We start from the raw sequence: 22,028 nt of genomic DNA on the forward strand, positions 1-22,028 counted from the left end.
TAAAGAAATTGATATGCAGAATATAGAAATTGAAGCGTAACGGGGTGAAAAAATGGCTATTAATTTATCTGAAAAAGGGTTTGAAGCAAATATAGAGGCGTCATTGATCCGTATTGGTTACAAGAAACGTATACTGGAAGGCGAAGCAAGCAGGTTATTTAAAAAGTATGCAATTGATGTGGAAAAGTTATTTGAATTTCTGGAAGCCACTCAAAAGAAAAAACTAGAAATACTAGAGAAACTATATGGTGAAGACTACAAGATAAAGGTGCTTGAACAGATTTGTACAAGTATAAAAAGAAATGGTCTGGTCTATTGTTTACAGCATGGTGTGGAAGATCATGGCGTCAAGCTACAGCTGATTTATCGCAAACCGCTAATTACGACGAACTCAATGATGGATGCTTTATATCATCAGAATATCTTCACAGAAAGCCGACAAGTGTATTATAGTGATGAAACTGATCACAGCTTAGATATGGTTGTTTTCATCAATGGGCTGCCATTAGTTGTAATGGAGCTGAAAAATCCATTTACTGGTCAAACCATTGAGCGTACGATCATGCAGTTTGAAAATGCCTTTGATCCAAAAGAACAGTTATTCCGATTCAATGAGCGAGTAGTTGTTTACTTTGCAGTTGACTTCGATGAAGTATTTATGACTACCAAATTGGATAAATCCGAAACACAATTCTTACCTTTCAACAAGGGTGATAACTACCGTAAAGGGGGTTCGATTGTTTCCGATAATTATCGTACGCATTATTTATGGGATGAGATTCTACAGCCAATTAGTTTGCTAGATATTTTATTGGACTTTGTTTTTGTGAAAAAAGATGAGTGTTTGAATTCGAAAGGCGACACAATCGATGAACGCCCAACGCTTATTTTCCCTCGTTTTCATCAATTGGAAGCGGTGCGTAAAATAGAAGCAGATGTGCAGCAAAAAGGTGCAGGGCATCATTATTTAATTCAGCATAGTGCTGGAGGTGGGAAGACAATTTCTATGTCATGGCTAGCATATCATTTATCAAAACTACGTGATCATCATAATGAGCTAATCTTTAACAGCGTTATCGTTATGACAGACTGTCAACAGCTAGATAAGCAATTGCAGGATATGGTGAACCAGCTCGAGCCTACAGCTGATACGGTTAAATGTTTCAACAAGGATTTTCAACAGCTAGATCAAGCGCTGAATGATGAAACACGTATTATCATAGCTTCTTTGAAAAATCTCCCTTTTATAAAAGAAAAGGTTTCTGAATTAAAATACCAAAAATATGCACTGATCATCGATGAAGATTGTCTTTCTCAAGGTGAGAAGGCTCTCGCTGTATGGAAGAATGCTTTATCAGATAAGTCATCAGAAAATGCTGATGAGGAGGAGAATATAGAGGGTACTATTGAAAAGATGATCGAAACCATTATAAAAAATGGAAAACATGATCATACTTCAGTCTTTCTATTTTCTGCAACACCAAGGCCAGAGATATTTGAGCGATTTGGTACAATTGGTAAGGATGGCAAACTTCATGCGTTCCATGAATATTCCATGCAGCAAGCCATTGAGGAAGGTTTTATCTTGGATGTGTTAAATAATTATACGACCTATAAAACCTTTTACAAAATTGCAACACTTGATCCGCACGATATCGCACAAAAAACGGAGATTATTATCGAGCATTATCGTAATTTTATACGTCATAAGATCGGCGGTCGTGCCAAAGCAATCGTCACAACAGCAAGTCGCTTGCATGCAGTCCGCTTTAAACTTGCATTTGACGAGTATCTCAAAAAAATTGGCTGTGAAGATTTAAAAACAGTTGTTGCTTTCCCTGGCACAGTAAAAGATGGAGGAATCTCTTATACAGAATCAGCTATGAATGGCTTTCGTGAAAAAGAACTGCCAGCCAAATTTAGGTTAGATGATTACCAAATATTAATTGTATATGAAAATCATCCAACAGATTTTAACGAACCTTTACTGCATACAATGTATGTTGATAAGCCATTGAGTGGTATGAAAGCTGTCCGAACATTGTCATGCTTAAATCGTACATACCCAGGTAAGAATGATACATTTGTGCTTGATTTCGTCAATGATCCACAAGATATAAAAGATTCTTTTCAGCCGTATTACGAAACACCGATATTTGAAGAAGTAATAGACTTGAATATTTTATATGATCTATTAGCAGAATTAGAGTCTTACCAAGTGTATACAAAAGAAGAAGTAAAAGCAGTTCACGAATCAGAACTAAAAAGAGGTTTCAATCAATCGACTAAGCTACAAGCGGAATTGAATGCATGGATCGATAAAGGTGCAACGCGTTTTAAGCGTAATTTATCTGCTGAAGAAAAGGAAGCATTTCAGGCATCTGTAACGAAGTTTATACATACTTGTGATGTTGTATTTCAAATTGCCGCTTCTGCTTGTACAGATATCGAGCTATATAAGCAATACAATTACTTGAGCCACTTAGTTCATAAGTTGCCGCCATATCAGCAGTCGTGACGTTTGACCCGCTTAAACGGGCAGTAAGTTCCCTTTCATTTCAAGAAGCAAATAGCAAGTAGAAGGAAAAGAGAGGGGACAACTGCCTGTAAAAAGCCCGATTTTGTTCAACTAACAGTCAGTGGGAAATGAGAAATCCCCCACTCTGTGAAATGCCACTTTATCCCGTACGAATAAGCAGAAAATCTCCATTAAGTGAAGTTTTACTTTATATGAAAATGAGAGCATAATAATATAATTGAAAACAGCAAGCTGTTGAAAGCCGTATTCATTATAGTCACTAAAAATCTTAGTAATCATTGTATTACTAAGATTTTTAGTTTAGATATAAGAATAGGTATGAAAGAAATTGATTTGCATTTATAGGATAAGTATGCTTTAATTATAAAATGTAAACCGTAATTATTACGATTTAAAAAGGAGGAAAATTCATGGCAAAAAAATCAAAAGTAGTAAAACATCAAAAAATGTTGCTTGAAGTAGAAAAGTATCGTGAGCAACGCGAACAATTAAAAAAAGAAAAAAATTATGAGGCGCTAAGTAAGCTTCCGAAAAATGCATCGCCCGTACGCCTACACAATCGATGTGCATTAACAGGAAGACCTAGAGGCTATATGCGTAAATTTGGGATGTCCCGCATTCAATTCCGCGAACTTGCTTTAGAAGGGAAGATCCCAGGCGTAAAAAAAACAAGCTGGTAAAAAATTCAATCTCAACAATCAGTAATAGGGTGACAATGACTTGGAACGCCAAAAAGTAAGAAGGTCCAGTTTCATATAATAAGAAAATGGCTGGATGGGGATTTCTTTCTATTTCTAGCAAAGAGTTTGGTGCTAGAAATAAAGAAATTCCCCATCATTCTATTTGTCATTGTTAAAAATTAAAACTTTATAATAAAGATTCTGCCTTTTATCAAGGCGCAAATAAAAAGCAAAGATAAAAGAGGAAAATGCTAGGAAAGCGAGTAGGCTATAGCGGAAATCAACAGATTGCCCATATTTGAATGGATAAATTTTCACTAAAATATATAGAATTGACATTTTATCAGTTGACTAGTAAAGTGATAATAAGAAAAGGAAAGGAGGGACAAAAATGAAGAAAAACACACTTGAATCGCTTATATGGACGCGAATCACTCGTTTTGTGACAGAAAGCAATCATCTATCCAATGATTTTTTAAAACGCTTTGGTTTAACAACTGCACAATTTGATGTCTTAATCCAAATTCAAACTTATCAACCTATTACACAGTCTGAACTTGCGGAGAAAGTAACAGTTACGCAAGGAGGAATATCAAGAATGTTGGCTCGTCTTGAGAAAGATGGTCTTATCGAGCGGAAACAAGAGTGGAAGATTAAAAAGATCTCATTAACGAATAAAGGGGAAGAAATTTTAGAAGTTGCAACACCTGAACAAGTGGTATTTCAGTCCTCCTTCTTCAATAAAGCTTTAACAGAGGAAGAGCTTAAGAAATTGTACGAATTGACAACAAAATTACAGAAGTATGCACATGAAAAAAATTTAGAACAGCAGTAATTTTTTTGAGTTATCACTTAACTAATCAAATGATAAAAGGAGAGAAACAAAATGAAGGGACATCATCATATTTCAATGCTGACGAAAAACGGAAAGCAAAACAATCATTTTTATCAAAATATTTTAGGATTAAAACGTGTGAAAAAATCGGTCAATCAAGATGACCCATCTATGTATCATTTATTTTATGGGGATGAAGTTGGTAGCCCAGGACTTGATCTGACATTTTTTGAAATTCCGATTGCTGGAAAAACAAAAAGGGGAACGAATGCGATTACACAAATTGGTTTACTCGTTCGTGATTATGACAGTCTACTTTATTGGCAAAAGCGGTTTAAAAATTTAAATGTGAAACATAGTGAAATAACAAATTATATGGGACAACATGCTCTATTTTTTGAGGACCATGAGGGATTACGAATGGTACTTTTAAATAGTGAAGTTGCGGAAGTTCCTGCTTGGCAGCCTGTTTCTACATCTGAAGTTCCTAAAGAGTATCAGATTTTTGCAATGGGAACAGTTGAAATAACGGTGCGTTATTTGAATCATACAGTCAATTTATTGAAAGATCTGTTTGGTTTTGCAGTTGTAGAACAAGGAAGTGACTTTGTACGATTACAACATATGGAAGGATTGCGTACGGGCGAAATTGTTGTAAAAGAGTTAGAAGCACCTAAAGAAAAACCAGGAAGAGGAAGCATTCATCATTTAGCATTACGTGTAAATGATCAAGATGAACTTATGGTATGGAATGAAAAACTAATCAATTATGGTTTAACAACTTCTGGTATAGTGGATCGTTTTTATTTTCAAAGCATATATGCGCGTGATAAAAATGGGATTTTATTTGAATTGGCAACGGATGGACCTGGCTTTACAGTAGATTCTACCGTGGAAGAGCTAGGGCAAAAATTAGATTTACCACCATTTTTAGAAGGGCAACGTGAAACGATTGAAGCCAATCTTGAACCGCTTGACTAAGAGGAGACGATCATATGAAAAGTTATCGAATCGATTCATCAAAAGGGATGGAATTTGGACTATATTCTTTAGGCGATCACGTCATGAATCCATTCAATGGAGAGCATATCAGTGCGGAGCAACGTATCCAAGCTGAAAATTCACAGGATGCAGTAGAAGAAATGTATCCACATTTGAATGCTGGGATGCATTATATTCGTGGCACAGGTTATCCGAAAGGGCAAGTAGAAGATGGACCAGATCGTTATCAAGCGTTGATGGTAGGTAGTCCACAGCAAATTATTGAAAAAATGCTCTATCAGTATGAATTATATGGTCACCAACGATTTATGGCACAAATCGATTTCGGTGGAGTTCCGTTTGAAAAAATAATGAAAAATATCGAATTGATTGCCACTGAAATTATGCCAGCGGTTAAGAAATATACAAAAGCGTGAACATTAAAGCCTCGATCAATAGATAAAAAAACAAGAAAGAAACCTGTCAACGAGTTGGAATGGTTGACAGGTTTTTTCATAAAGTTCTGTTTAAAATTGTTGATGTTTATTTCACTGTAACAAGCAATAAGTTCCTACAACTATCTTTGGATTGAATAAAGAAACCAAATAATGTATTTTATATGAAAGGAGGATATATATGAGTATAGTTATCGAAGAATCTAGTAATGCAGCACTTATCCATGACATTATGATCAAAGCTTTTTCTGAATACAACAGCCTTCCAGCTCCCTCGAGTGCATTAGATGAAACCGTCGAAATGATTTCAACTTCTTTATTAAAGGGGGAGAAGGCATTGATAGGCTTTGTAGAGGTCGAGGCTATTGCAATGGTGCGTTTTCAATTAAAAGAAAATCATCTCTATTTTTCTCGGTTGTCAGTAGTACCTGAATTTCAAGGCAAAGGAGTTGCAAAATTATTGTTAAAAGGCTTAGAAGACTATGCACGATCAAAAGGGATCCCTGAAATTCAATGTAAAGTTCGAGTAAATGTACCCAGAAATAAACACCTATATCATTCACTCGACTATGAAATTTTTGAGCAAGAGGTTGTTCGTAAGGAAAATGGAATCAAACTTCAAGTCGTTTCTATGAAAAAACGAGTTGATTAAAACTTTGAGGAATCTAAGGCATATATCTGTAAATAATTAATGGCGTTGCAGAGATGAATAGATTAAGAGGTATGTAAATATGTTTTGAAGTATATAAAAAATGCAAATAAAATTCCCTCTATTTTTCAGATAAACATAGGAGGTGTCTTCGCATGATCAGTTCTAAAAAAATGGTTTCATACTGCGTTTCTAAATTTGCTGCGGCAGGTTTTTTATTCTTTCTCTTCTTTTTGATTGTATTCTTTAGTTCGGATATGAAAATGTATCAAACTGTTGAAGGGGTTTCGAACCATGTTCTATGGACTTTTATTTTTGGATATAGTATTTTGGCTTCCATTTTCATCGATTGGCTAATCAAGAAATATTCGGTCACTCAACTAAAAACAAAAATAGAATTGTATGCGGTTGCAGGTTTTGCTATCTTTCTTCTATTTGGTTTATCTATGTATACTGTTATAGCTGGAACTGTCGGAATTTTTTGCGCGCTGATTTTTTATCTAGGGACCGTTCTTTCAACTCACTCTAGAATTTTTAAATACATATTTGCAATTGTGGTACCAATCACATTATTCGTTTTAATTTCTAGAGATTATACGATTAAAAAGAACTGGAAAGCTTTACAAAAAGACAATTCCTATGCGGCATCATTTGATTACTTCAATGGACGGCAAGAGATCCCGATTAAGGCAGTGAAGGGTCAAACAATGATTCTTACGCGACAATTTCACGCTGAAAACGGTGGGGGACACGGTTTTCATATAGTGGATGAAGAGGGGAGATATGTTGGAGTTCAATCCATAAGTGAAGACCGAATGAAAATGAACGTTAAAAAAGCCGGAATTTATAGAGCTGTTGTAACAGGTGATGAAGTTGCTGGTAGTTTCTATATTAGCTGGGATAGTGAAAACAAATAAATGTAGGAAGTTTAAAAAGTAAAGGAGCACAATCTAGAACAGTACGCCTTTATCCCGCTTTAACGGTCAGTAAAACCCCCATCTCAATATATAGAGATGGGGGGGATCACAACTGCCCGTAAAAGTCCGATTGGTTTAGCTAACCATCAGTGGGGGATGAAGAAAACCCCCACTGATGGAGCCTCACTTTATCAAACGTCTTTAAATTTTTTCGTTGTAAAAATGGTGATTTTTAATTATGAAGGCTAAGCTTCTATATCTTTTACGCCTTTATAGATTAATTCAAATAATTCTTCGATTCCTTCTTCTTCGATACAAGAGAAAGCTATGCGTAGATCAGTGTCACTTAGAGCGATTGTACCGACACCATATTCATCTAAAAGGTGAAGACGCAATTTGTCTGCATCGACCGTTTTTAGTTTTAAACACATGAAGTAACCTGAATTGAATGGATAGTAATCCCAAGCATCATTGAATTTACCACTATCTAGAACTGCTTTTACTTTGTTTGCACGACTTTTCATGATGTTGAATTTTTCTATTTTTTGTGCTTCAAATTCAGGGCTCTGTAACGCATGAAGCACGAAAGTTTGTGATGGGTGTGGTCCGCTTGAAATCGTTGCACGGATAATCCCTTTCGTTTTTTCTTCAAGAGCTGCTAAAATGGCTTCACTAGTATTGCCGTAAGTGATGAAACCAACACGGAATCCCCAAATGTATTCTTCTTTTGTCGCGCCATCGATTTTTATAGCTAATACACGTTCGTGAGCATTACTTAACGCACCGAATAATGATTCGTGTAAAGAGTCTTCGAAGAACAGTGAAAAGTATGCGTCATCAGTGAGTACGACAACGTTGATACCTGCATCGGCAGCATCTGTAATGGCTTTAACGATAGCAGCGCCTTCTTCAGCGTTAGGTGTATAGCCAGTTGGATTATTGGGAAAGTTTAATAAAACAATGGCTTTCCCTTTCTCTTTTTGACTAAGAATTGCTTTATGTAGCCCGTCCGCATTGAATTTATTTTCTTCATTGTAAAGTGGGTAAGTGACAGTGTGTGTATGGCGACGAATGCCAAATACCATTTCGTAGTTTTCCCAGTTTTTATCAGGAAGGATTAAAGCGTCTCCTTCATCTGCAAATAAATCAGCGACGATGCTTAAACCATGTGTTAATGCATTTGTCACGATTGGATTACCGAACGTTTTCCCTTTTAATGAAGGATTTTCAACAAGCATTTTTTTACGCCATTCTTTACGTAAAGCTGGTTTACCAGCTGGTGGAGCATATAAATAAAGATCTGATGGATCATATGCAGATAGAGTATCTTGTATCACCTTTAAATGCATAGGCTTTCCGTTTTCTAATGCAGTGCCAATTGTTGCATTATATTTTTTGGCTTTTTTCCCGGCTTCTGCTGATTGGCTTAGAATTCCTTCTTTTGGAAAATATATTTCTTTTGCTAATCCAGAAAGCATGTCATACACATAAGGGTTTTCTTTCTGTATAGTTTCGTTTAATTCTTTTGCTAAACTATGCATGTTGTCATCGCCTCATTTCGAAATACTACGATAATTATACATGATTATTCATAGAAATGAATCAATTCTGTCACAATTTTGGTGAGTTTTTTTAAAAGGAAAAAAATAGATCTATTTGAGTAACAAATAGGAAAAGAATCTTTGGCTAGAAATATCCAATTTCAGTCGTTTTGATTAGGAAAAAGCAGGCGATAAAGCAGGCATAATTCTAAAAAACATGTATTTTTGCTCCATTTATGTAGCTCCTTATTTCAGCTAGCTCTTTCCCTTCGTGTAGTGCATACTCGATGAAGACAATCCAATGTCCTCGAAAAAACAAATAAGATCTCCGAAAGAGCGAATAAACCTTCCGAGGTAGCAAATAAATCCTCGTGAAAAGTGAACAAGCCGTAGTGGAAACCAGCAGATGCACTAGATTATGTGGAAAATTGGATAATCAACACATCTAATTGTTCATATTAATAGAAAATGTTCAGACTCTTCATCTAGGTTTTGCATTATGAAAACGATTCGTCCACAAGATAACCGCCAGTGAGCTTTCCTAATTGATGGATTTTTTATTAAAGATTTGTATAGTGATAAATTGTATGAATAGGATAAAACCGATAGCCATCATATAAATCCATTTGTAATCATGAACACTATAAAGCCCTTGAAGTATTTGATCCCCATTTGTTGCGAGTTTTAAAAGATTAAAATTATCCGTTTTCGGGAAAATGGAAACGATGAACCAAATACCCACAAATAAAGCTGTCCAAAGAAGATTGGCATAAATAGACTTAAACAACACATTTCCAAATAAAATAACGGCGATCAATAATAAGCCAAAAAGCCATAAATGACTGACAGCGACTGCTAAAAAGGGGACATGCTCATCTCTCCAATAATACCAAGTATAAAAATACGTCACACTAAATGAAATCCAATACATAATGGTCCAAATAAGCATCGCAAACAATGATTTTGCTAGAACAACAGAACTTCGATGTAATCCCTTTGTCAGTAAAATAATCAATGTTCCTTCATTGCGCTCATGAATGATCATTCCCGCAAATAATAAGGCGATAACGAATAATCCGATTTGAGAAAAATTTTTGAAAAACTGAGCCCAAGAATCAAGGGCAGAAGGAGTAGGAAAACATTCTGCAATTTCCTTTGGAAGAAATTGAGCCATAATATCTGGCATAAACTTAGCTGCCAATGGGCTTAAAATAGCCAATATTAAAAAAACAGCGAATAAAATGAGTAATTTATAAGTACGGTTGAACTCCATAGTTTCTTTTTTTAATAATGCAAGCAAAGTATTCATCTATCTACTCACCTCCAAGAAGATTTCATCTAGCGATGGTTGGACCACTTCTATGGAAGAAGGATAGAGATTAAGCGCATTACATAATGAGAATAACTGTTGCTGCGTATGTGTAAGATCTTTTGCTTCAATGATTAAACTATTTGATTTGTGAACGATTTGTTCGTTAAACGGAAGCTTTTCCAGAAACGTACATGCCTGATTTTCAGTATGAAACGTAACTTGTATCTGATGTTTACTATGTTTAGTCATAATTTCTGAAAGATTACCTGTGATAACAAACTTGCCATTATGCAGCAGAGCAATCTCATCACAGATTTGCTCAGCATCATGCAAAATATGAGTAGATAAAATAACCGTTGTTTCATGTTTAATCGATTGTAAAATATCTAAAATTTCTTTTCTTCCGATTGGATCAAGAGCAGAAGTAGGCTCATCACAAATTAGTAATTTTGGTTGGTTGATCAGTGCTTGTGCAATTCCAAGGCGTTGCTTCATACCTCGCGAAAATTGCTGTATCCTCTTTTTATTTTTAGCTAGTCCTACAAGATGTAAGTAATGTTCTACGCGCTCTTTTCGTACATTTTTGGGCATGCCTGTGATTTCTCCACATAACATCAAATACTCGTAAGCAGTCATATAGGGATAATAGGAAGGGACATCCGGTAAATAACCGATATGACGATTCGTGGCAGTATATCCATAGCTGACTTCTTCATCTAATATGAAAATTTTTCCTTTTGTAGAGGGGAGTAGCCCTAATATTAACTTCATCAAGGTTGTTTTTCCAGCACCATTTTGTCCTATTAGACCAAAAATCCTTCCTTCTTCTAATGTGTAACTGATGTCGTCGATCACTTGGTGCGCTCCAAATGATTTTGTAAGATGCTCCAAAGTTAATATACTCATATGTCTCTCCCTCTTCCAAATATAAAGTACACAACAGGCCCAATGATCTGGATGAAAAGAACGACAATGATCCACATGGGTTTGTTGCCAAACTGATAATGAGGATGCTTTAAAACATGTATCAATGCCACGATGGCAAGTGTCCACTCTAAAATAATAATGGGGATGATCAAGGGGAGTGCTTCTTGTAATGTCATATTAATCACATCCTAATGTATGCTTTAAATTTTCAATCATTGTTTTTACTTCAGCGCGTAGTATTAAAGGCTTTAATATTGGATTTTCTGTAATCCCAGAGATCAAGCTCATTTTAATGGTCTGTTCATCACGAGGAGCATTGGGCCCTAAATCGAGTTCACGCATTACCCATTCATCGATTAAATCAAAAAATGCATCCCCGTGTAAGGTGATTGGAAATACAATGGATTCGGAAGCTTTGATGTATTTCTTTAACATTTCAATCGCTTTTTTTTCATTTTTTTGCATCATATAGCCTTGGGCAGCCGTTAAATAAATGATCAAAGCATTATTAAAACTCAAGTTATAAATATCAAAAGTTTGCATCATTCCTTCCATACGAAGCACTACTTCATCGAATACCTCAGGTTGATCAACATACATCATCATATAGTTGGGTGCGATTCCTAATACGCCAAGAATATTTTGATACATACTCACCTGTAATGTTTCCTTTGCTTTTTCAGGTTGTTGCAATTGTTGATAAGCATTGGCTACAATGATTTCATTCCCAGTATAGGGCTCTACACCATCCCCCAGTAACTCTAGCACACGTTTCGGATTTTGTAGGAACAGTTGACAATGTGCTTCTAATGAGCCAGCTTGATAGGCGAGACGTTGATCCTCTGAGTTTTCTTCAATTCGCTGACAAAGCTCGATCGCCTTACGTATAATTTCTTGCTGTAAATCACCTGTCACATGCTGATAATTTAATAAAAGTACAGCCATTTGCATGAGTAATGGAAAGCAGGAATAGTATTCATCAATCATATTTTTGATGCGTGTATAAACTTCATCGAATGGCTTGACTGCAAAATCTTTTGATAATTCTGCGTATAATTTTTGAATATTCTCTTTTGTCATTTGAGGTTTATATCCAAGTAATTCATCAATCGATAAGTTAAAAAAGGTGGCGAGCTTTGGAAGTAACAATATATCAGGATAACTTAACCCCGTTTCCCATTTTGAAACGGCGGCCTTTGATACCCCTACAAAAGATGCAACTTCATCTTGTGTTAATCCTTTTTGCTTTCGTAAAGTAGCAATCGTATTGGCAAACTGTAAGTCTTTCATTCTTGTCATCTCCTTGATCTATGTTTAGTATAGCCAAGAAGTGCAGTAAAAACGATGGAATCATAGTGTAATTTAGTTGAAAAAATCAACCATTAGGAAACATTATGATGGGATCGTTTTAATCATAGATGCATAGTTCTTCTAAAATGTGATCCGTCAACGACTGTGCTATTATAGATATGAAAAGGTATATGTTGTAAGAAAGGTCGTAATAGTAATGGATTCATCAAATGTATCATTAGTTGTACAACAAGGAGAAAATATTCTTGCAAGCATGAAAGATTTAAAGAATGCAGCAAAGAAAAAGGGAAAAGCCCGCTTTGATTTGTACGAGAGATTTTCAGCAAATATACATTCATATTATGTTTATACTTTAACAGATTCTAAAATAGAAGAATCTCCTGAAGTTATTGCTTTTCTTGAAAAACTAGATCAATTTCAAGAGTATTATAAAAATGTCGGGATAGATTTTGATTGTACAGTTGATATAAGAAATGCAGCAATCGCTTATGATAATGTGCTTTCTGCATTTAATGAAATGGTGACGGCACTTGGTCTTCCTGATCGAAAAATAAATGCAAAAAAATTTTAAATGATTTTTCCTATCCACATACTTGCTATGTGGATTTTCTTTCATCTACAAACATACTCGATACGACAAAAAGTAAAGGAGATGTGTGATTCGACATGCGTGATGCCATACAAAATATCTTATCCCCAGTTATCGATGAGTCTACATATGTATTAATTGTCGGTTCCATGCCAAGTAGACTTTCTCTTGAAAAACAACAGTATTATGGTAATCCGCGTAATCATTTTTGGGGGATTCTGAGTGAAATTTTACAAGTTGAGATGCCAGATAATTATCAGAAACGAATAGAATTATTAAAGGCACACCATATAGGGCTTTGGGATACGATCCGATCATGTGAGAGAAAAGGAAGCTCAGATGCTAGCATTCGAAATGTCATACCCAATAACTTTACAGAATTACTAAAAGCCTATCCTAATATTCGTGTAATCCTATTTAATGGAGGAAAGGCCTTTTCTATTTTTAAGAAATATATGGGTTTAGAGCTTCTACTGCCAATCGATTATGCCAAAATGCCATCAACGAGTCCAATGCCGGGGAAGAATATCAAATCGTTTGAAGGAAAAGTGGAGGAATGGCGGATCATGGAGAAATATTTGCGTTAAAGTATTTTAAAATTGCTGCTCTATAGATGATAAAGTAAAGCTTCCATCAGTGTGGGGGCTTATTGCCCGTTAACACGGGATAAATCTTGAGATAATCGAATCATATCTCTACATTGTATACCATTTTCAAAAATTTCTTCCTCGTAGCGTCTAATGAAAAAATCTATATCCACACCAGTTATCCGAAAACCACATTTTTGATAAAGTGCTAATGGTCCTATACTTGAATTGCCTGTTCCAACTTCGATCGTTTTGTATCCCGTTGACTTGGCTGTTTGGATGGCATTCATGATCAATTGTTTTCCGATTCCTTGATTTTGCATAGTTTCAATAACTGCAATATTGACTAATTCTACAGTTTCAGGTCTTGTTGGGAGCAATACATACACTCCAACGATTTGATGGTTCATGTCTGCTACAAAACAATCACCTCTTTGAATATATTCTTCAATAAGAGACTCTGAAGGATCTGCTAGCAACAGTAATTCTATTGGGGGCATTTCGTTTTTCTCTAATTTTCGAATTTTCATATTTTCTCCTCAAAATGATTATTTTTTTCGTTTACATGTAAGATGTGAAGGCGTTTAAGAAAGTACATGGATACGATGAACGCTATCAATGTACCAATTGTATTGGCGATCCAAAAGCTATTGAGATCAAATATCGGCAAAAGCAGAGCAGCCATAGCCACTCTTAAGATTAAATCTGACATATTCGAGATTAAAAATGATTTCATTTTCGCATAGCCACGCAATAAGCTTTCATTGATATTTTTCCAGCCATAGAATAACATCATCACACAGCTATATTTTAAAAAGGTCACACCGAATGCAATGGCTGCTGGATATTGTTTTTCATCTATAAAAATAGATACCATTGGCTTTGCAAGAAAGAAATCGAGAGCAACAATGGCGAGAACATAAAAAGAAACAAACTTCATACAAAAGCGATAGGCCTCTTGAATTCTCTCCGGTTTCTTTGCACCAATATTGACAGAAGCAAATACGGTAAGCGTTTGGCAAAATCCAACCGTGATCATCATCAAAAGCATGATCAATTTATTGGCAGCAATATAGCCACTGATGATTTGACTTCCAAAAGGATTAATCAGCGCCTGTAAAATCAGCATAGAACCTGTGATGACTCCCTGTTGGATCATTAGGGGATATGAGATCGTGAGTAATTTAAAAACTTCAGATTTTGGAAAAATAAATTTTTCTTTCGCAAAGGGCAAAGCTTTAAGGCGCTTTCTTAAAATCATGACTGTCACAAGCATGCCGAATAGTTGAGCTAATATCGTGGCGATCGCTACACCTTTGACCCCCATTTGTAATTCTAGTATAAAGAACAAAGTTAAAAAAACATTCAATATGGAAGTAAAGAGTACAACGAGAGAAGGTATTTTTGTATCTCCCATAGCGATCAAAATGGCTCTTGAAATATCATAGAGGAAGATAAAAATAAATCCTATACTGTAAAAAGTCAGATAATCACTTGTTAAGCCATGTAGATTCGTTGGAATATTAATCAAATAAAAAAGCGGTTTTTGCAAAAGAATGAGGATACTGCTTAAAATAATGGCAGTCACACTTGCAAATAGGAGAATGCCCAATGAGCTCCTGAAGATAGTTTGATATTGCTTTTCACCTATAAATCGTGCGATTAAAACTTCACATCCCATCTCAAGTCCACCAGAGATAATAAGAAAAACCCCAATAATACTTGCTGCATTGCCAACAGCCGCAAGCTCATCGGCTCCTAAAAACTTCCCTACCATGATCGTATCCACCACAAGATATAGCTGTTGGATCACGAAACTAAAAATAATCGGTATGGCGAATGTGATTAAACTTTTTTTGATCGGTGACTCTGAAAGATCTAGCATATTGTATTCTCCTCATCAATTCATTATAATCACACCATAAAGTATCCAGTTAGTGGATAGTCAAGGGGAAAATTATGAAAAAAGATAAATATTCAACAGGGCAATTTGCTCAATTATGTCATGTCAATAAAAAAACATTGTTTTATTATGATCAGATTGATTTGTTCAAACCCGCTATTTTAGATGAAAACGGTTATCGTTATTACACAATTGATCAATTGGATGATTTTAGTAGGATTAAAGCATTGCAATCAGTTGGGCTATCACTAACAGAAATCAAAGAACAATTATACAGCGATACACTTATAGAGGGAATGCAAACACTCTATTCACAAAAGCGTGCCGTAAAAAATAAAATAAAGCAGCTAAAACAATTAGAAAATCTATTGGATCAAAAATTGTCAGAATTGGAACATTATATTAAAACGGGTGTTAACAAAGTATTTTTTGCAGAATATATAGATGAATATTTACTAGTGGACCAACAAACTGTACAGGACGGTTTTATGATGAATTACATGACAGAAGGACATCATGCTGGAGTCATGCTCCAATATGATCGTACCTCCAAAAAGCTGATCAATATCAGCAAATTTCAAGGGGTAAGAGAAGAAGATCCCTATAATTTCGTGAAAGAAAAAGGAAAATATGTAGGTATTTATTTTGAAGCGGAAGACGGCCATGTAATGGAAGGGGCACAGCAAGCTTATCAACAAATCTTAGCGGGCAACTATGCAATGGAAGACAACATTTTTTTACAGGATATAGCTGTAGATTTTATCAACTTTGCTAATCATTTACCCTTCAGATTAACGGTAAGACTAGCCGAAGAAAAATAACAAAGAATAAGCAATGGCTCACCAACCCTTTAACCAATTAACACCCATCCTCATTTTTCCATATCATGACACTTGATTTAATAAAATAAATTTTCTGAAAAATGATTGAATTTAAAAAATAAAAGTGCTATTGTTATATATATTAAAATGAAGTGAAAACTTCATTAATGATAAAAAATAAAGTTTCAACTTCATTTTGGAGGTAAAAAGCATGTATCAACAATTGATACAAGAGCATTTTCAGCAACTATCGAAAGGGCAAAAAAAGGTAGCTAATTATATTTTGGCGACTCCTCATGATGTAGCTTTAAAGTCTGCACAAGAAATTGGTCAGTCTGTTGGAGTAAGTGAAACAACCGTTATTCGTTTTTGCTATGCCATCGAATTATCAGGATATAGTGAATTGCAATCGATCATTCGAAGTTCGTTTATGCATGGCAAAAGTTCACTAGGCATTTACCTAGCATCAAAAAACAACATTGAGGAGGATGGTAGCTTTCATGAAACTGTTATGAAAAAGGATGCATTAAAAATTCAAAAAGTTTCTGAACAGCTAAACAAAGAAGATTTCCAGCATAGCTGCCAACACTTGCATAACGCCCCCAAAATATATGTACTTGGTTTACGATCTTCCTTTGCGGCTGCTCAATGGCTGGGTTTTACGTTAAATCTACTTCGATCAGATATTTATATGATCGAACCACAATCGCAAGATATTATTCAATTATTGAATCATATGGAAAAAGGAGAGGTATTGGTTGTTTTATCATTTCATCGTTACTATAAAGAAACGATTGAGTTGACACGTATGATAAAGAAAAAAGGGGTTATCATTATTGGGGTCTCTGATACAATCACAGCACCACTTTATCGATATTCTGATTATTATTTTCCTCTTGGAACTGCTGAAACATCGACAATCGATATGATGCCTGTAGTCATTTCATTCTTGAACACGTTGGTGTCAGGAATGACTAGACAGGAACCAAAACAATATGAGATGTATAAAGCACAATACGATAGTGTTGATAGCAGTTTTTTATTTTTAGATGGAGATGATTTTAAGTGAAACAATTAGTAGAAGAGATCACACCAAAATTAAAAGAAGTCTTTACATATTTGCATAATCATCCTGAAATAAGCTGGAAAGAAAATAACACAACATTATATGTGCAGCGGTTGCTGCAATCATATGGTTTTGAACCACATTTAGTAGAGGGTTCAACAGGATTATATGTTGAAATCGGGAACGGAAAACCTGTCATTGGTCTTCGAACGGATATGGATGCGCTCTGGCAAGAAGTCGATGGTATGTTTCAAGCCAATCATTCATGTGGACATGATGGACATATGACAATGGCAATCGGCACTTTATTGTTGTTACAAAAGTTGCACCATCCCGAAAACGGCACTATTCGTGTATTATTCCAGCCAGCAGAAGAAAAAGGGCAGGGAGCGCTATATTTTATCGAACAAGGCTTAGTAGACGATATCGATTATTTATTTGGCGTCCATGTCAGACCTATTCAAGAATTACAGGATGGTACATTTAGTCCTGCTATCTATCACGGCGCTGCTAGATTAGTAACCGGTACTATAATAGGCAAAGAAGCTCATGGTGCACGTCCACATCTTGGAAAAAACGCAATTGAAATAGGAGCTTCATTCGTAAATGCATTAGAAAGTATCCATGTCGATCCGATGATTCCTTCATCGATCAAGCTCACAAAATTCCATGCTGGCAGTTCAGCGAATATCATCCCAGGAAAAGCAGAATTCTGTATCGACGCTCGTTCTCAGAAGAATGAAGGCATAAATGTGTTGATGAATGATTTTGAAAATGCTGTGGCAGGTGTTGAAAAGCAATATGGTATTCAGATAGAGTATAAGATCGACGCTAATATTGCTGCCGCTGAGGTGGATGAGGAAGCGATGCAGTTGATGCGTAAAGCTATTGTGGATACAGTAGGAGAGGAAAATACAAGACCTCCTGTCGTAACACCAGGTGGAGAGGATTTCCATTTTTATACGTTAAAACGTCCGAATATAAAAGCGACGATGCTTGGATTAGGCTGTGGTCTACATCCCGGTTTGCACCATCCTCAAATGACATTTAATCGACAAGCATTGATCACGGGTGTTGAAATATTAACACGAACAGTATTGAATGCAGTAGCATATGCAAAAGAAAGAAGTGATTCATAATGATTACGTATAAAGTGTTAAAAACAAATGAGGACATGAAAATGGTTCAACAATTGGAACACGAGATTTGGGGAACATCGCCTATTCCAACCCATCAAACTTTGACTGCTGCAAAGCATGGAGGAACAGTGATTGGTGCATTTGATGGCGAGAAGATAGTGGGTTTTAGCTATGGGTTTGCAGGATTTGAAAATGGACAAGTCTCTCTATGCTCACATATGCTGGGGATTTTACCGGAATATAGAGAATTAGGGATTGGCGCAGAATTAAAACAACAACAAAAAAAATTAGCGATTGAAATCGGTTATGAAAAAATGACATGGACATACGATCCATTGCAAACACGTAACGCCTATTTGAATCTGAGCAAATTACATGGGGTATGCGACACATATATTGAAGATTGCTATGGTAAAATGGACGATGGTTTAAATGGCGGTTTGCCATCAGATCGTTTCCAAATAGATTGGTGGCTGACAAGCGATTATGTCAATCAATTTGAAAAAAGAGTAGAGGATGCACCCACTTTGATAGCGACATGGTCTTACAATGATCAACATTTGCCGTATTGTGAAGATGAGAACTTCAAGAAAATGACGGAATGGAAAGAAACGGCTTATCTAGTACCAGTACCAGCAGATATTACGGAATTAAAAGAGCAAGATTTAGATTTAGCTATTGATTGGCGTATGAAAACACGTGCAATCTTTCAAACATTATTCCAAAATGGCTATACTGCGATTGAATTGGTAAAATCATCCGATGAACCTGTCTATCATTATCTCGTTGTTCAAAAAAATACAGTGAATATTCCACAATAGAAAGGATTTTACAAGTGAAAATTCAAAATATCAAAATTCGTCAATTAAAAATGAAAATGAAAGCACCCTTTACCACAAGTTTTGGTACGTTTGTCAATAAAGAGTTCCTTTTATTAGAGGTAACAGATGAACTAGGAAATACAGGCTGGGGGGAATCTGTTGCCTTTGATGCTCCTTGGTATAGTGAAGAAACTTATAAAACGAACTGGATTATACTAGAAGACTTTCTTATTCCACTAATCAAAGGGAAAGAAATTGGACATCCAGATGAAATAAATGAATTATTTGCACCTATCCGTAAAAATAATATGGCAAAATCGACCCTTGAAGGTGCTGTATGGGATTTATATGCGAAACGAACAAATCAAACATTAGCCTCTGCACTTGGAGGAGATAAAAAACAGATTGAAGTCGGTATCAGCATAGGCATCCAAAAATCCGTCGATGAATTACTGGCTTTAATAGATGGTTATGTAAAAGAGGGATATAAACGCATCAAGGTAAAGATCAAACCAGGTTGGGATGTTGATGTGATCCGTGCAATCCGCGAGCGTTTCCCAGATGTCCCCCTCATGGCTGATGCTAATTCTGCCTATCGGTTGAAAGATATTGAATTATTAAAGCAGCTGGATGAATTCCATTTAATGATGATCGAACAACCGCTTGCTTCAGATGATATCATCGATCATGCAACATTACAAAAACAGCTCAAAACACCTATTTGTTTAGATGAGAGTATCCATTCCTTAGAAGATGCACGGAAAGCAGTGGAACTTGGAAGCTGCGGCATTATTAATATTAAGATTGGGCGTGTTGGTGGTTTAACTGAAGCGAAAAAGATCCATGATTACTGTCAGTCAAAAGGAATCCCAGTGTGGTGTGGCGGCATGCTAGAGTCAGGTATCGGGCGAGCTCACAATGTGGCAATTACGACGCTTTCCAACTTTATATTGCCAGGGGATACTGCAGGGTCTGAACATTATTGGGATCGTGATATTATCAATCCAGAAGTAATCGTGAAGGACGGATATATCACAGTACCGGATCAACCAGGTATTGGCTATGAACCAAACCTTGAACGTATCGATCAATTGACGGTGAAGAAGAAGGAATATAACTTAGCAGATGAAGAGGCGGTTCGATGAAGAAAAGTATCCAAATGGCAGGGGCATTCATCGGCGTCATTGTTGGCGCAGGCTTTGCTTCTGGTCAAGAAATCTTGCAATTTTTCACTAGCTTTGGCTGGTGGGGAGTTGCAGGAACAGCTCTTGCAACCGCACTATTTGCATTTTTAGGCATGAATTTAACAACATTAGGGAGTCGCTTGCATGCGACTTCTCATAAAGAAGTTGTCTATCAAATTTGTGGTAAATATATTGGAGTTGTTGTAGATTTTGTCATTACATTTTTCTTATTTGGTGTTGCAGTCGTTATGCTAGCAGGTGCAGGCTCCATTTTTGAAAGTCAGTTTGGTCTTCCAGCCGTGTATGGTAGTTTGTTTATGCTAATCATTACAGTATTAACGCTCATGTTTAATGTTCATAAAATTATTAGTGCGATTAGTGCGATTACACCTTTTCTTTTATTATTAGTAGTGATTATTGCGATATATTCTCTTTTTACCACAGATTTAAGTGCTGCTGACATGGATATGTTAGCGAAAAAACAAACTTCTGGTGCTGCCAATTGGTTCTTAGGAGGATTGTTGTATGTATCTTATAATATTGCAGCAGGAGCATCGATGCTAGCCGTTATGGGAGGAGTAGAAAAAAGTGAAAAAATAGCAAAACATGGCGGGATTTTAGGTGGAGTCGGACTAGGTATTCTTATTTTGCTTATAAATGTCGCAATTTTCACAAAAATAGATCAAATTGGTGGGGCAGATATGCCAATGCTTCTTTTAGCGACTAAAATGTCACCTGCTATTGGTGTCATTATGGCCATTGCTTTACTTGGTATGATTTATAATACAGCTGTGGGGATGCTCTATGCATTTACTGCTCGAATCGTACCGTTAGAAAGCAAGCATTTTAAATGGATTGTGTGGGTAATTGGTTTAGCTGGATTCGCCTTAAGTTTTGTCGGCTTTATCCAACTTGTTAGTGCTGTTTACCCAGCAATGGGTTATTTAGGATTTGTGTTGATCATTTCAATCATTATTGCATGGATTAAAAATGTTAAATACTCAAAAGAAAAGATACTCATCCCAAAATAGCTTGCTAGTGATTATTCTAAAAACTATTTTTATCATATGCTTTTACAAGGGTGGATTATCCAGTTTTCTCCACAAAATATAGTGTATTCGCTGATTTCCGCTATGGCTTGCTCGCTTTCCTGCGGGCGCGGCTTGAGCCTCCTCGCTTCGCTGTGGGATCTCAACTGTTCGCTTTTCCCGAGGGGCATTGAATGGACTTCCTGAATCCACACCGCACAAAGGAAATGTGCATACATTTTCGAGGACTCGAGTAAGCCGAAGATCTACATGAATGGAGTTAAAATACATGTTTTTTAGAATCATGCTAAATTTATTACCCATTTTTCCCTAATCAACACAACTGATACTATTATTCAATCTTCAACATCTATTAAATTTCAAGTAGGCTATTGAACGATTAAATCGGTAGTGCTATACTTTGACTTGTAATTTCATACAATAATTGCTAGGAGAGCTGGTGTTGCCAGCTGAGAGTAGAGCCGTAAGCTCATGATCCTTTTACCTGATCTAGATTATGCTAGCGTAGGGAAGCATTAGGATATCGCATATACACGTCCTTGTTTCCTGACCTTAGGAAGCAAGGACGTTTTTATCTTCTATTCTATGAACAACTAAATATGGGATTGACCACTAGGGGTGCATGTATATGCTGAGAGAGAAAAACTCAACTCTTATGACCTGATCTAGATAATACTAGCGAAGGGAAGTGGCGCTACTTTTGTTATATCGTACAAAATTTT

General features: G+C 36.1%; 21 protein-coding genes, 1 pseudogene and 2 riboswitches. Of the genes and pseudogenes, 15 read left to right on the forward strand and 7 right to left on the reverse strand.

The annotated features are described in order from the left end of the window. Positions 1 to 52 precede the first annotated feature (52 nt). From FEZ13_RS03470 to FEZ13_RS03500, 7 genes and pseudogenes are all read left to right on the forward strand, one after another. Positions 53 to 2,518 (forward strand): type I restriction endonuclease, encoded by a 2,466-nt coding sequence (locus FEZ13_RS03470; protein WP_146551481.1) that lies wholly within the window; start codon positions 53 to 55, stop codon positions 2,516 to 2,518. Between the two features lie 431 nt (positions 2,519 to 2,949). Next, positions 2,950 to 3,219: a 30S ribosomal protein S14 gene (gene rpsN / locus FEZ13_RS03475; RefSeq protein ID WP_146551482.1), complete on the forward strand. Its 270-nt coding sequence runs from the start codon at positions 2,950 to 2,952 to the stop codon at positions 3,217 to 3,219. 391 nt (positions 3,220 to 3,610) lie between these two features. Further along, the gene (locus tag FEZ13_RS03480; RefSeq protein WP_146551483.1) at positions 3,611 to 4,054 is read left to right on the forward strand and encodes a MarR family winged helix-turn-helix transcriptional regulator; all 444 of its coding nucleotides are present in this window, start codon (positions 3,611 to 3,613) and stop codon (positions 4,052 to 4,054) included. Between the two features lie 51 nt (positions 4,055 to 4,105). Next, entirely contained in the window at positions 4,106 to 5,035 is a 930-nt protein-coding gene (locus tag FEZ13_RS03485; RefSeq protein ID WP_146551484.1) for a ring-cleaving dioxygenase, read from the forward strand. A 131-nt stretch (positions 5,036 to 5,166) separates the two neighbouring features. Then, positions 5,167 to 5,472 (forward strand): annotated as a pseudogene (locus tag FEZ13_RS03490) (LLM class flavin-dependent oxidoreductase); the annotation flags it as partial. Positions 5,473 to 5,671: 199 nt separating this feature from the next. Further along, positions 5,672 to 6,142, forward strand: coding sequence for a GNAT family N-acetyltransferase (locus tag FEZ13_RS03495; RefSeq protein WP_146551485.1), 471 nt, complete (start codon positions 5,672 to 5,674; stop codon positions 6,140 to 6,142). Positions 6,143 to 6,294: 152 nt separating this feature from the next. Next, complete coding sequence (locus tag FEZ13_RS03500; protein WP_146551486.1) at positions 6,295 to 7,056, forward strand: hypothetical protein; 762 nt, start codon at positions 6,295 to 6,297, stop codon at positions 7,054 to 7,056. Between the two features lie 245 nt (positions 7,057 to 7,301). On the opposite strand, the gene FEZ13_RS03505 is transcribed toward FEZ13_RS03500, so the two are convergent. The 5 genes from FEZ13_RS03505 to FEZ13_RS03525 all read right to left on the reverse strand — a co-directional run bounded on the left by FEZ13_RS03505 (position 7,302) and on the right by FEZ13_RS03525 (position 12,126). Further along, complete coding sequence (locus tag FEZ13_RS03505; RefSeq protein WP_146548541.1) at positions 7,302 to 8,597, reverse strand: aminotransferase class I/II-fold pyridoxal phosphate-dependent enzyme; 1,296 nt, start codon at positions 8,595 to 8,597, stop codon at positions 7,302 to 7,304. A 541-nt stretch (positions 8,598 to 9,138) separates the two neighbouring features. Then, positions 9,139 to 9,906 carry an ABC transporter permease gene (locus FEZ13_RS03510; protein WP_146551487.1) on the reverse strand — a complete coding sequence of 256 codons (768 nt, stop codon included), beginning with the start codon at positions 9,904 to 9,906 and terminating at the stop codon, positions 9,139 to 9,141. Beyond that, on the reverse strand, positions 9,907 to 10,815 hold the full coding sequence (locus FEZ13_RS03515) for an ABC transporter ATP-binding protein (protein WP_146551488.1): 909 nt from the start codon (positions 10,813 to 10,815) through the stop codon (positions 9,907 to 9,909). It lies immediately after the preceding gene. Continuing rightward, entirely contained in the window at positions 10,812 to 11,012 is a 201-nt protein-coding gene (locus tag FEZ13_RS03520; RefSeq protein ID WP_186725751.1) for a PLD nuclease N-terminal domain-containing protein, read from the reverse strand. The genes FEZ13_RS03515 and FEZ13_RS03520 overlap by 4 nt, the downstream gene beginning before the upstream one ends. Before the next feature lies 1 nt (position 11,013). Continuing rightward, positions 11,014 to 12,126, reverse strand: coding sequence for a helix-turn-helix domain-containing protein (locus FEZ13_RS03525; RefSeq protein ID WP_186725752.1), 1,113 nt, complete (start codon positions 12,124 to 12,126; stop codon positions 11,014 to 11,016). A gap of 217 nt (positions 12,127 to 12,343) precedes the next feature. Between FEZ13_RS03525 and FEZ13_RS03530 the strand changes: the two genes are divergently transcribed. Next, positions 12,344 to 12,718 carry a hypothetical protein gene (locus FEZ13_RS03530; RefSeq protein ID WP_146548547.1) on the forward strand — a complete coding sequence of 125 codons (375 nt, stop codon included), beginning with the start codon at positions 12,344 to 12,346 and terminating at the stop codon, positions 12,716 to 12,718. A 95-nt stretch (positions 12,719 to 12,813) separates the two neighbouring features. Next, a complete protein-coding gene (locus FEZ13_RS03535) occupies positions 12,814 to 13,323 on the forward strand; it encodes a DNA-deoxyinosine glycosylase (RefSeq protein ID WP_146548548.1) in 510 nt (169 codons plus the stop codon). 59 nt (positions 13,324 to 13,382) lie between these two features. On the opposite strand, the gene FEZ13_RS03540 is transcribed toward FEZ13_RS03535, so the two are convergent. After that, positions 13,383 to 13,853 (reverse strand): GNAT family N-acetyltransferase, encoded by a 471-nt coding sequence (locus tag FEZ13_RS03540; protein ID WP_146548549.1) that lies wholly within the window; start codon positions 13,851 to 13,853, stop codon positions 13,383 to 13,385. Continuing rightward, positions 13,850 to 15,208 (reverse strand): MATE family efflux transporter, encoded by a 1,359-nt coding sequence (locus tag FEZ13_RS03545; protein WP_146551490.1) that lies wholly within the window; start codon positions 15,206 to 15,208, stop codon positions 13,850 to 13,852. The genes FEZ13_RS03540 and FEZ13_RS03545 overlap by 4 nt, the downstream gene beginning before the upstream one ends. A 74-nt stretch (positions 15,209 to 15,282) precedes the next feature. Between FEZ13_RS03545 and FEZ13_RS03550 the strand changes: the two genes are divergently transcribed. The 6 genes from FEZ13_RS03550 to FEZ13_RS03575 all read left to right on the forward strand — a co-directional run bounded on the left by FEZ13_RS03550 (position 15,283) and on the right by FEZ13_RS03575 (position 21,288). Beyond that, positions 15,283 to 16,047, forward strand: a complete 765-nt coding sequence (locus tag FEZ13_RS03550) for a MerR family transcriptional regulator (RefSeq protein ID WP_146551491.1) — start codon at positions 15,283 to 15,285, stop codon at positions 16,045 to 16,047. 211 nt (positions 16,048 to 16,258) lie between these two features. Beyond that, positions 16,259 to 17,116, forward strand: coding sequence for a MurR/RpiR family transcriptional regulator (locus FEZ13_RS03555; RefSeq protein ID WP_146551492.1), 858 nt, complete (start codon positions 16,259 to 16,261; stop codon positions 17,114 to 17,116). After that, entirely contained in the window at positions 17,113 to 18,252 is a 1,140-nt protein-coding gene (locus FEZ13_RS03560) for a M20 peptidase aminoacylase family protein (protein ID WP_146551493.1), read from the forward strand. The genes FEZ13_RS03555 and FEZ13_RS03560 overlap by 4 nt, the downstream gene beginning before the upstream one ends. Continuing rightward, positions 18,252 to 19,073: a GNAT family N-acetyltransferase gene (locus tag FEZ13_RS03565; RefSeq protein WP_146551494.1), complete on the forward strand. Its 822-nt coding sequence runs from the start codon at positions 18,252 to 18,254 to the stop codon at positions 19,071 to 19,073. Before FEZ13_RS03560 ends, FEZ13_RS03565 begins: the two co-directional genes overlap by 1 nt. Before the next feature lie 14 nt (positions 19,074 to 19,087). After that, positions 19,088 to 20,218, forward strand: a complete 1,131-nt coding sequence (gene menC / locus FEZ13_RS03570; protein ID WP_146551495.1) for an o-succinylbenzoate synthase — start codon at positions 19,088 to 19,090, stop codon at positions 20,216 to 20,218. After that, positions 20,215 to 21,288: a YkvI family membrane protein gene (locus tag FEZ13_RS03575; RefSeq protein WP_146551496.1), complete on the forward strand. Its 1,074-nt coding sequence runs from the start codon at positions 20,215 to 20,217 to the stop codon at positions 21,286 to 21,288. Before menC ends, FEZ13_RS03575 begins: the two co-directional genes overlap by 4 nt. Positions 21,289 to 21,725: 437 nt before the next feature. Next, positions 21,726 to 21,834: riboswitch (TPP riboswitch) on the forward strand. Between the two features lie 76 nt (positions 21,835 to 21,910). Next, positions 21,911 to 22,010, forward strand: a riboswitch (TPP riboswitch). The last annotated feature ends 18 nt before the right edge of the window (positions 22,011 to 22,028 follow it).

Source organism: Rummeliibacillus sp. SL167 (genome assembly GCF_007896505.1).
In the GTDB taxonomy this organism is placed as follows: domain Bacteria; phylum Bacillota; class Bacilli; order Bacillales_A; family Planococcaceae; genus Rummeliibacillus; species Rummeliibacillus suwonensis.

Bases quoted from the DNA above. Each gene is read 5' to 3' on its own strand.
- FEZ13_RS03470 (WP_146551481.1), top strand. From the start codon at position 53: ATGGCTATTAATTTATCTGAAAAAGGGTTTGAAGCAAATATAGAGGCG.
- rpsN (WP_146551482.1), top strand. From the start codon at position 2,950: ATGGCAAAAAAATCAAAAGTAGTAAAACATCAAAAAATGTTGCTTGAA.
- FEZ13_RS03480 (WP_146551483.1), top strand. From the start codon at position 3,611: ATGAAGAAAAACACACTTGAATCGCTTATATGGACGCGAATCACTCGT.
- FEZ13_RS03485 (WP_146551484.1), top strand. From the start codon at position 4,106: ATGAAGGGACATCATCATATTTCAATGCTGACGAAAAACGGAAAGCAA.
- FEZ13_RS03495 (WP_146551485.1), top strand. From the start codon at position 5,672: ATGAGTATAGTTATCGAAGAATCTAGTAATGCAGCACTTATCCATGAC.
- FEZ13_RS03500 (WP_146551486.1), top strand. From the start codon at position 6,295: ATGATCAGTTCTAAAAAAATGGTTTCATACTGCGTTTCTAAATTTGCT.
- FEZ13_RS03505 (WP_146548541.1), bottom strand. From the start codon at position 8,597: ATGCATAGTTTAGCAAAAGAATTAAACGAAACTATACAGAAAGAAAAC.
- FEZ13_RS03510 (WP_146551487.1), bottom strand. From the start codon at position 9,906: ATGAATACTTTGCTTGCATTATTAAAAAAAGAAACTATGGAGTTCAAC.
- FEZ13_RS03515 (WP_146551488.1), bottom strand. From the start codon at position 10,815: ATGAGTATATTAACTTTGGAGCATCTTACAAAATCATTTGGAGCGCAC.
- FEZ13_RS03520 (WP_186725751.1), bottom strand. From the start codon at position 11,012: ATGACATTACAAGAAGCACTCCCCTTGATCATCCCCATTATTATTTTA.
- FEZ13_RS03525 (WP_186725752.1), bottom strand. From the start codon at position 12,126: ATGAAAGACTTACAGTTTGCCAATACGATTGCTACTTTACGAAAGCAA.
- FEZ13_RS03530 (WP_146548547.1), top strand. From the start codon at position 12,344: ATGGATTCATCAAATGTATCATTAGTTGTACAACAAGGAGAAAATATT.
- FEZ13_RS03535 (WP_146548548.1), top strand. From the start codon at position 12,814: ATGCGTGATGCCATACAAAATATCTTATCCCCAGTTATCGATGAGTCT.
- FEZ13_RS03540 (WP_146548549.1), bottom strand. From the start codon at position 13,853: ATGAAAATTCGAAAATTAGAGAAAAACGAAATGCCCCCAATAGAATTA.
- FEZ13_RS03545 (WP_146551490.1), bottom strand. From the start codon at position 15,208: ATGCTAGATCTTTCAGAGTCACCGATCAAAAAAAGTTTAATCACATTC.
- FEZ13_RS03550 (WP_146551491.1), top strand. From the start codon at position 15,283: ATGAAAAAAGATAAATATTCAACAGGGCAATTTGCTCAATTATGTCAT.
- FEZ13_RS03555 (WP_146551492.1), top strand. From the start codon at position 16,259: ATGTATCAACAATTGATACAAGAGCATTTTCAGCAACTATCGAAAGGG.
- FEZ13_RS03565 (WP_146551494.1), top strand. From the start codon at position 18,252: ATGATTACGTATAAAGTGTTAAAAACAAATGAGGACATGAAAATGGTT.
- FEZ13_RS03575 (WP_146551496.1), top strand. From the start codon at position 20,215: ATGAAGAAAAGTATCCAAATGGCAGGGGCATTCATCGGCGTCATTGTT.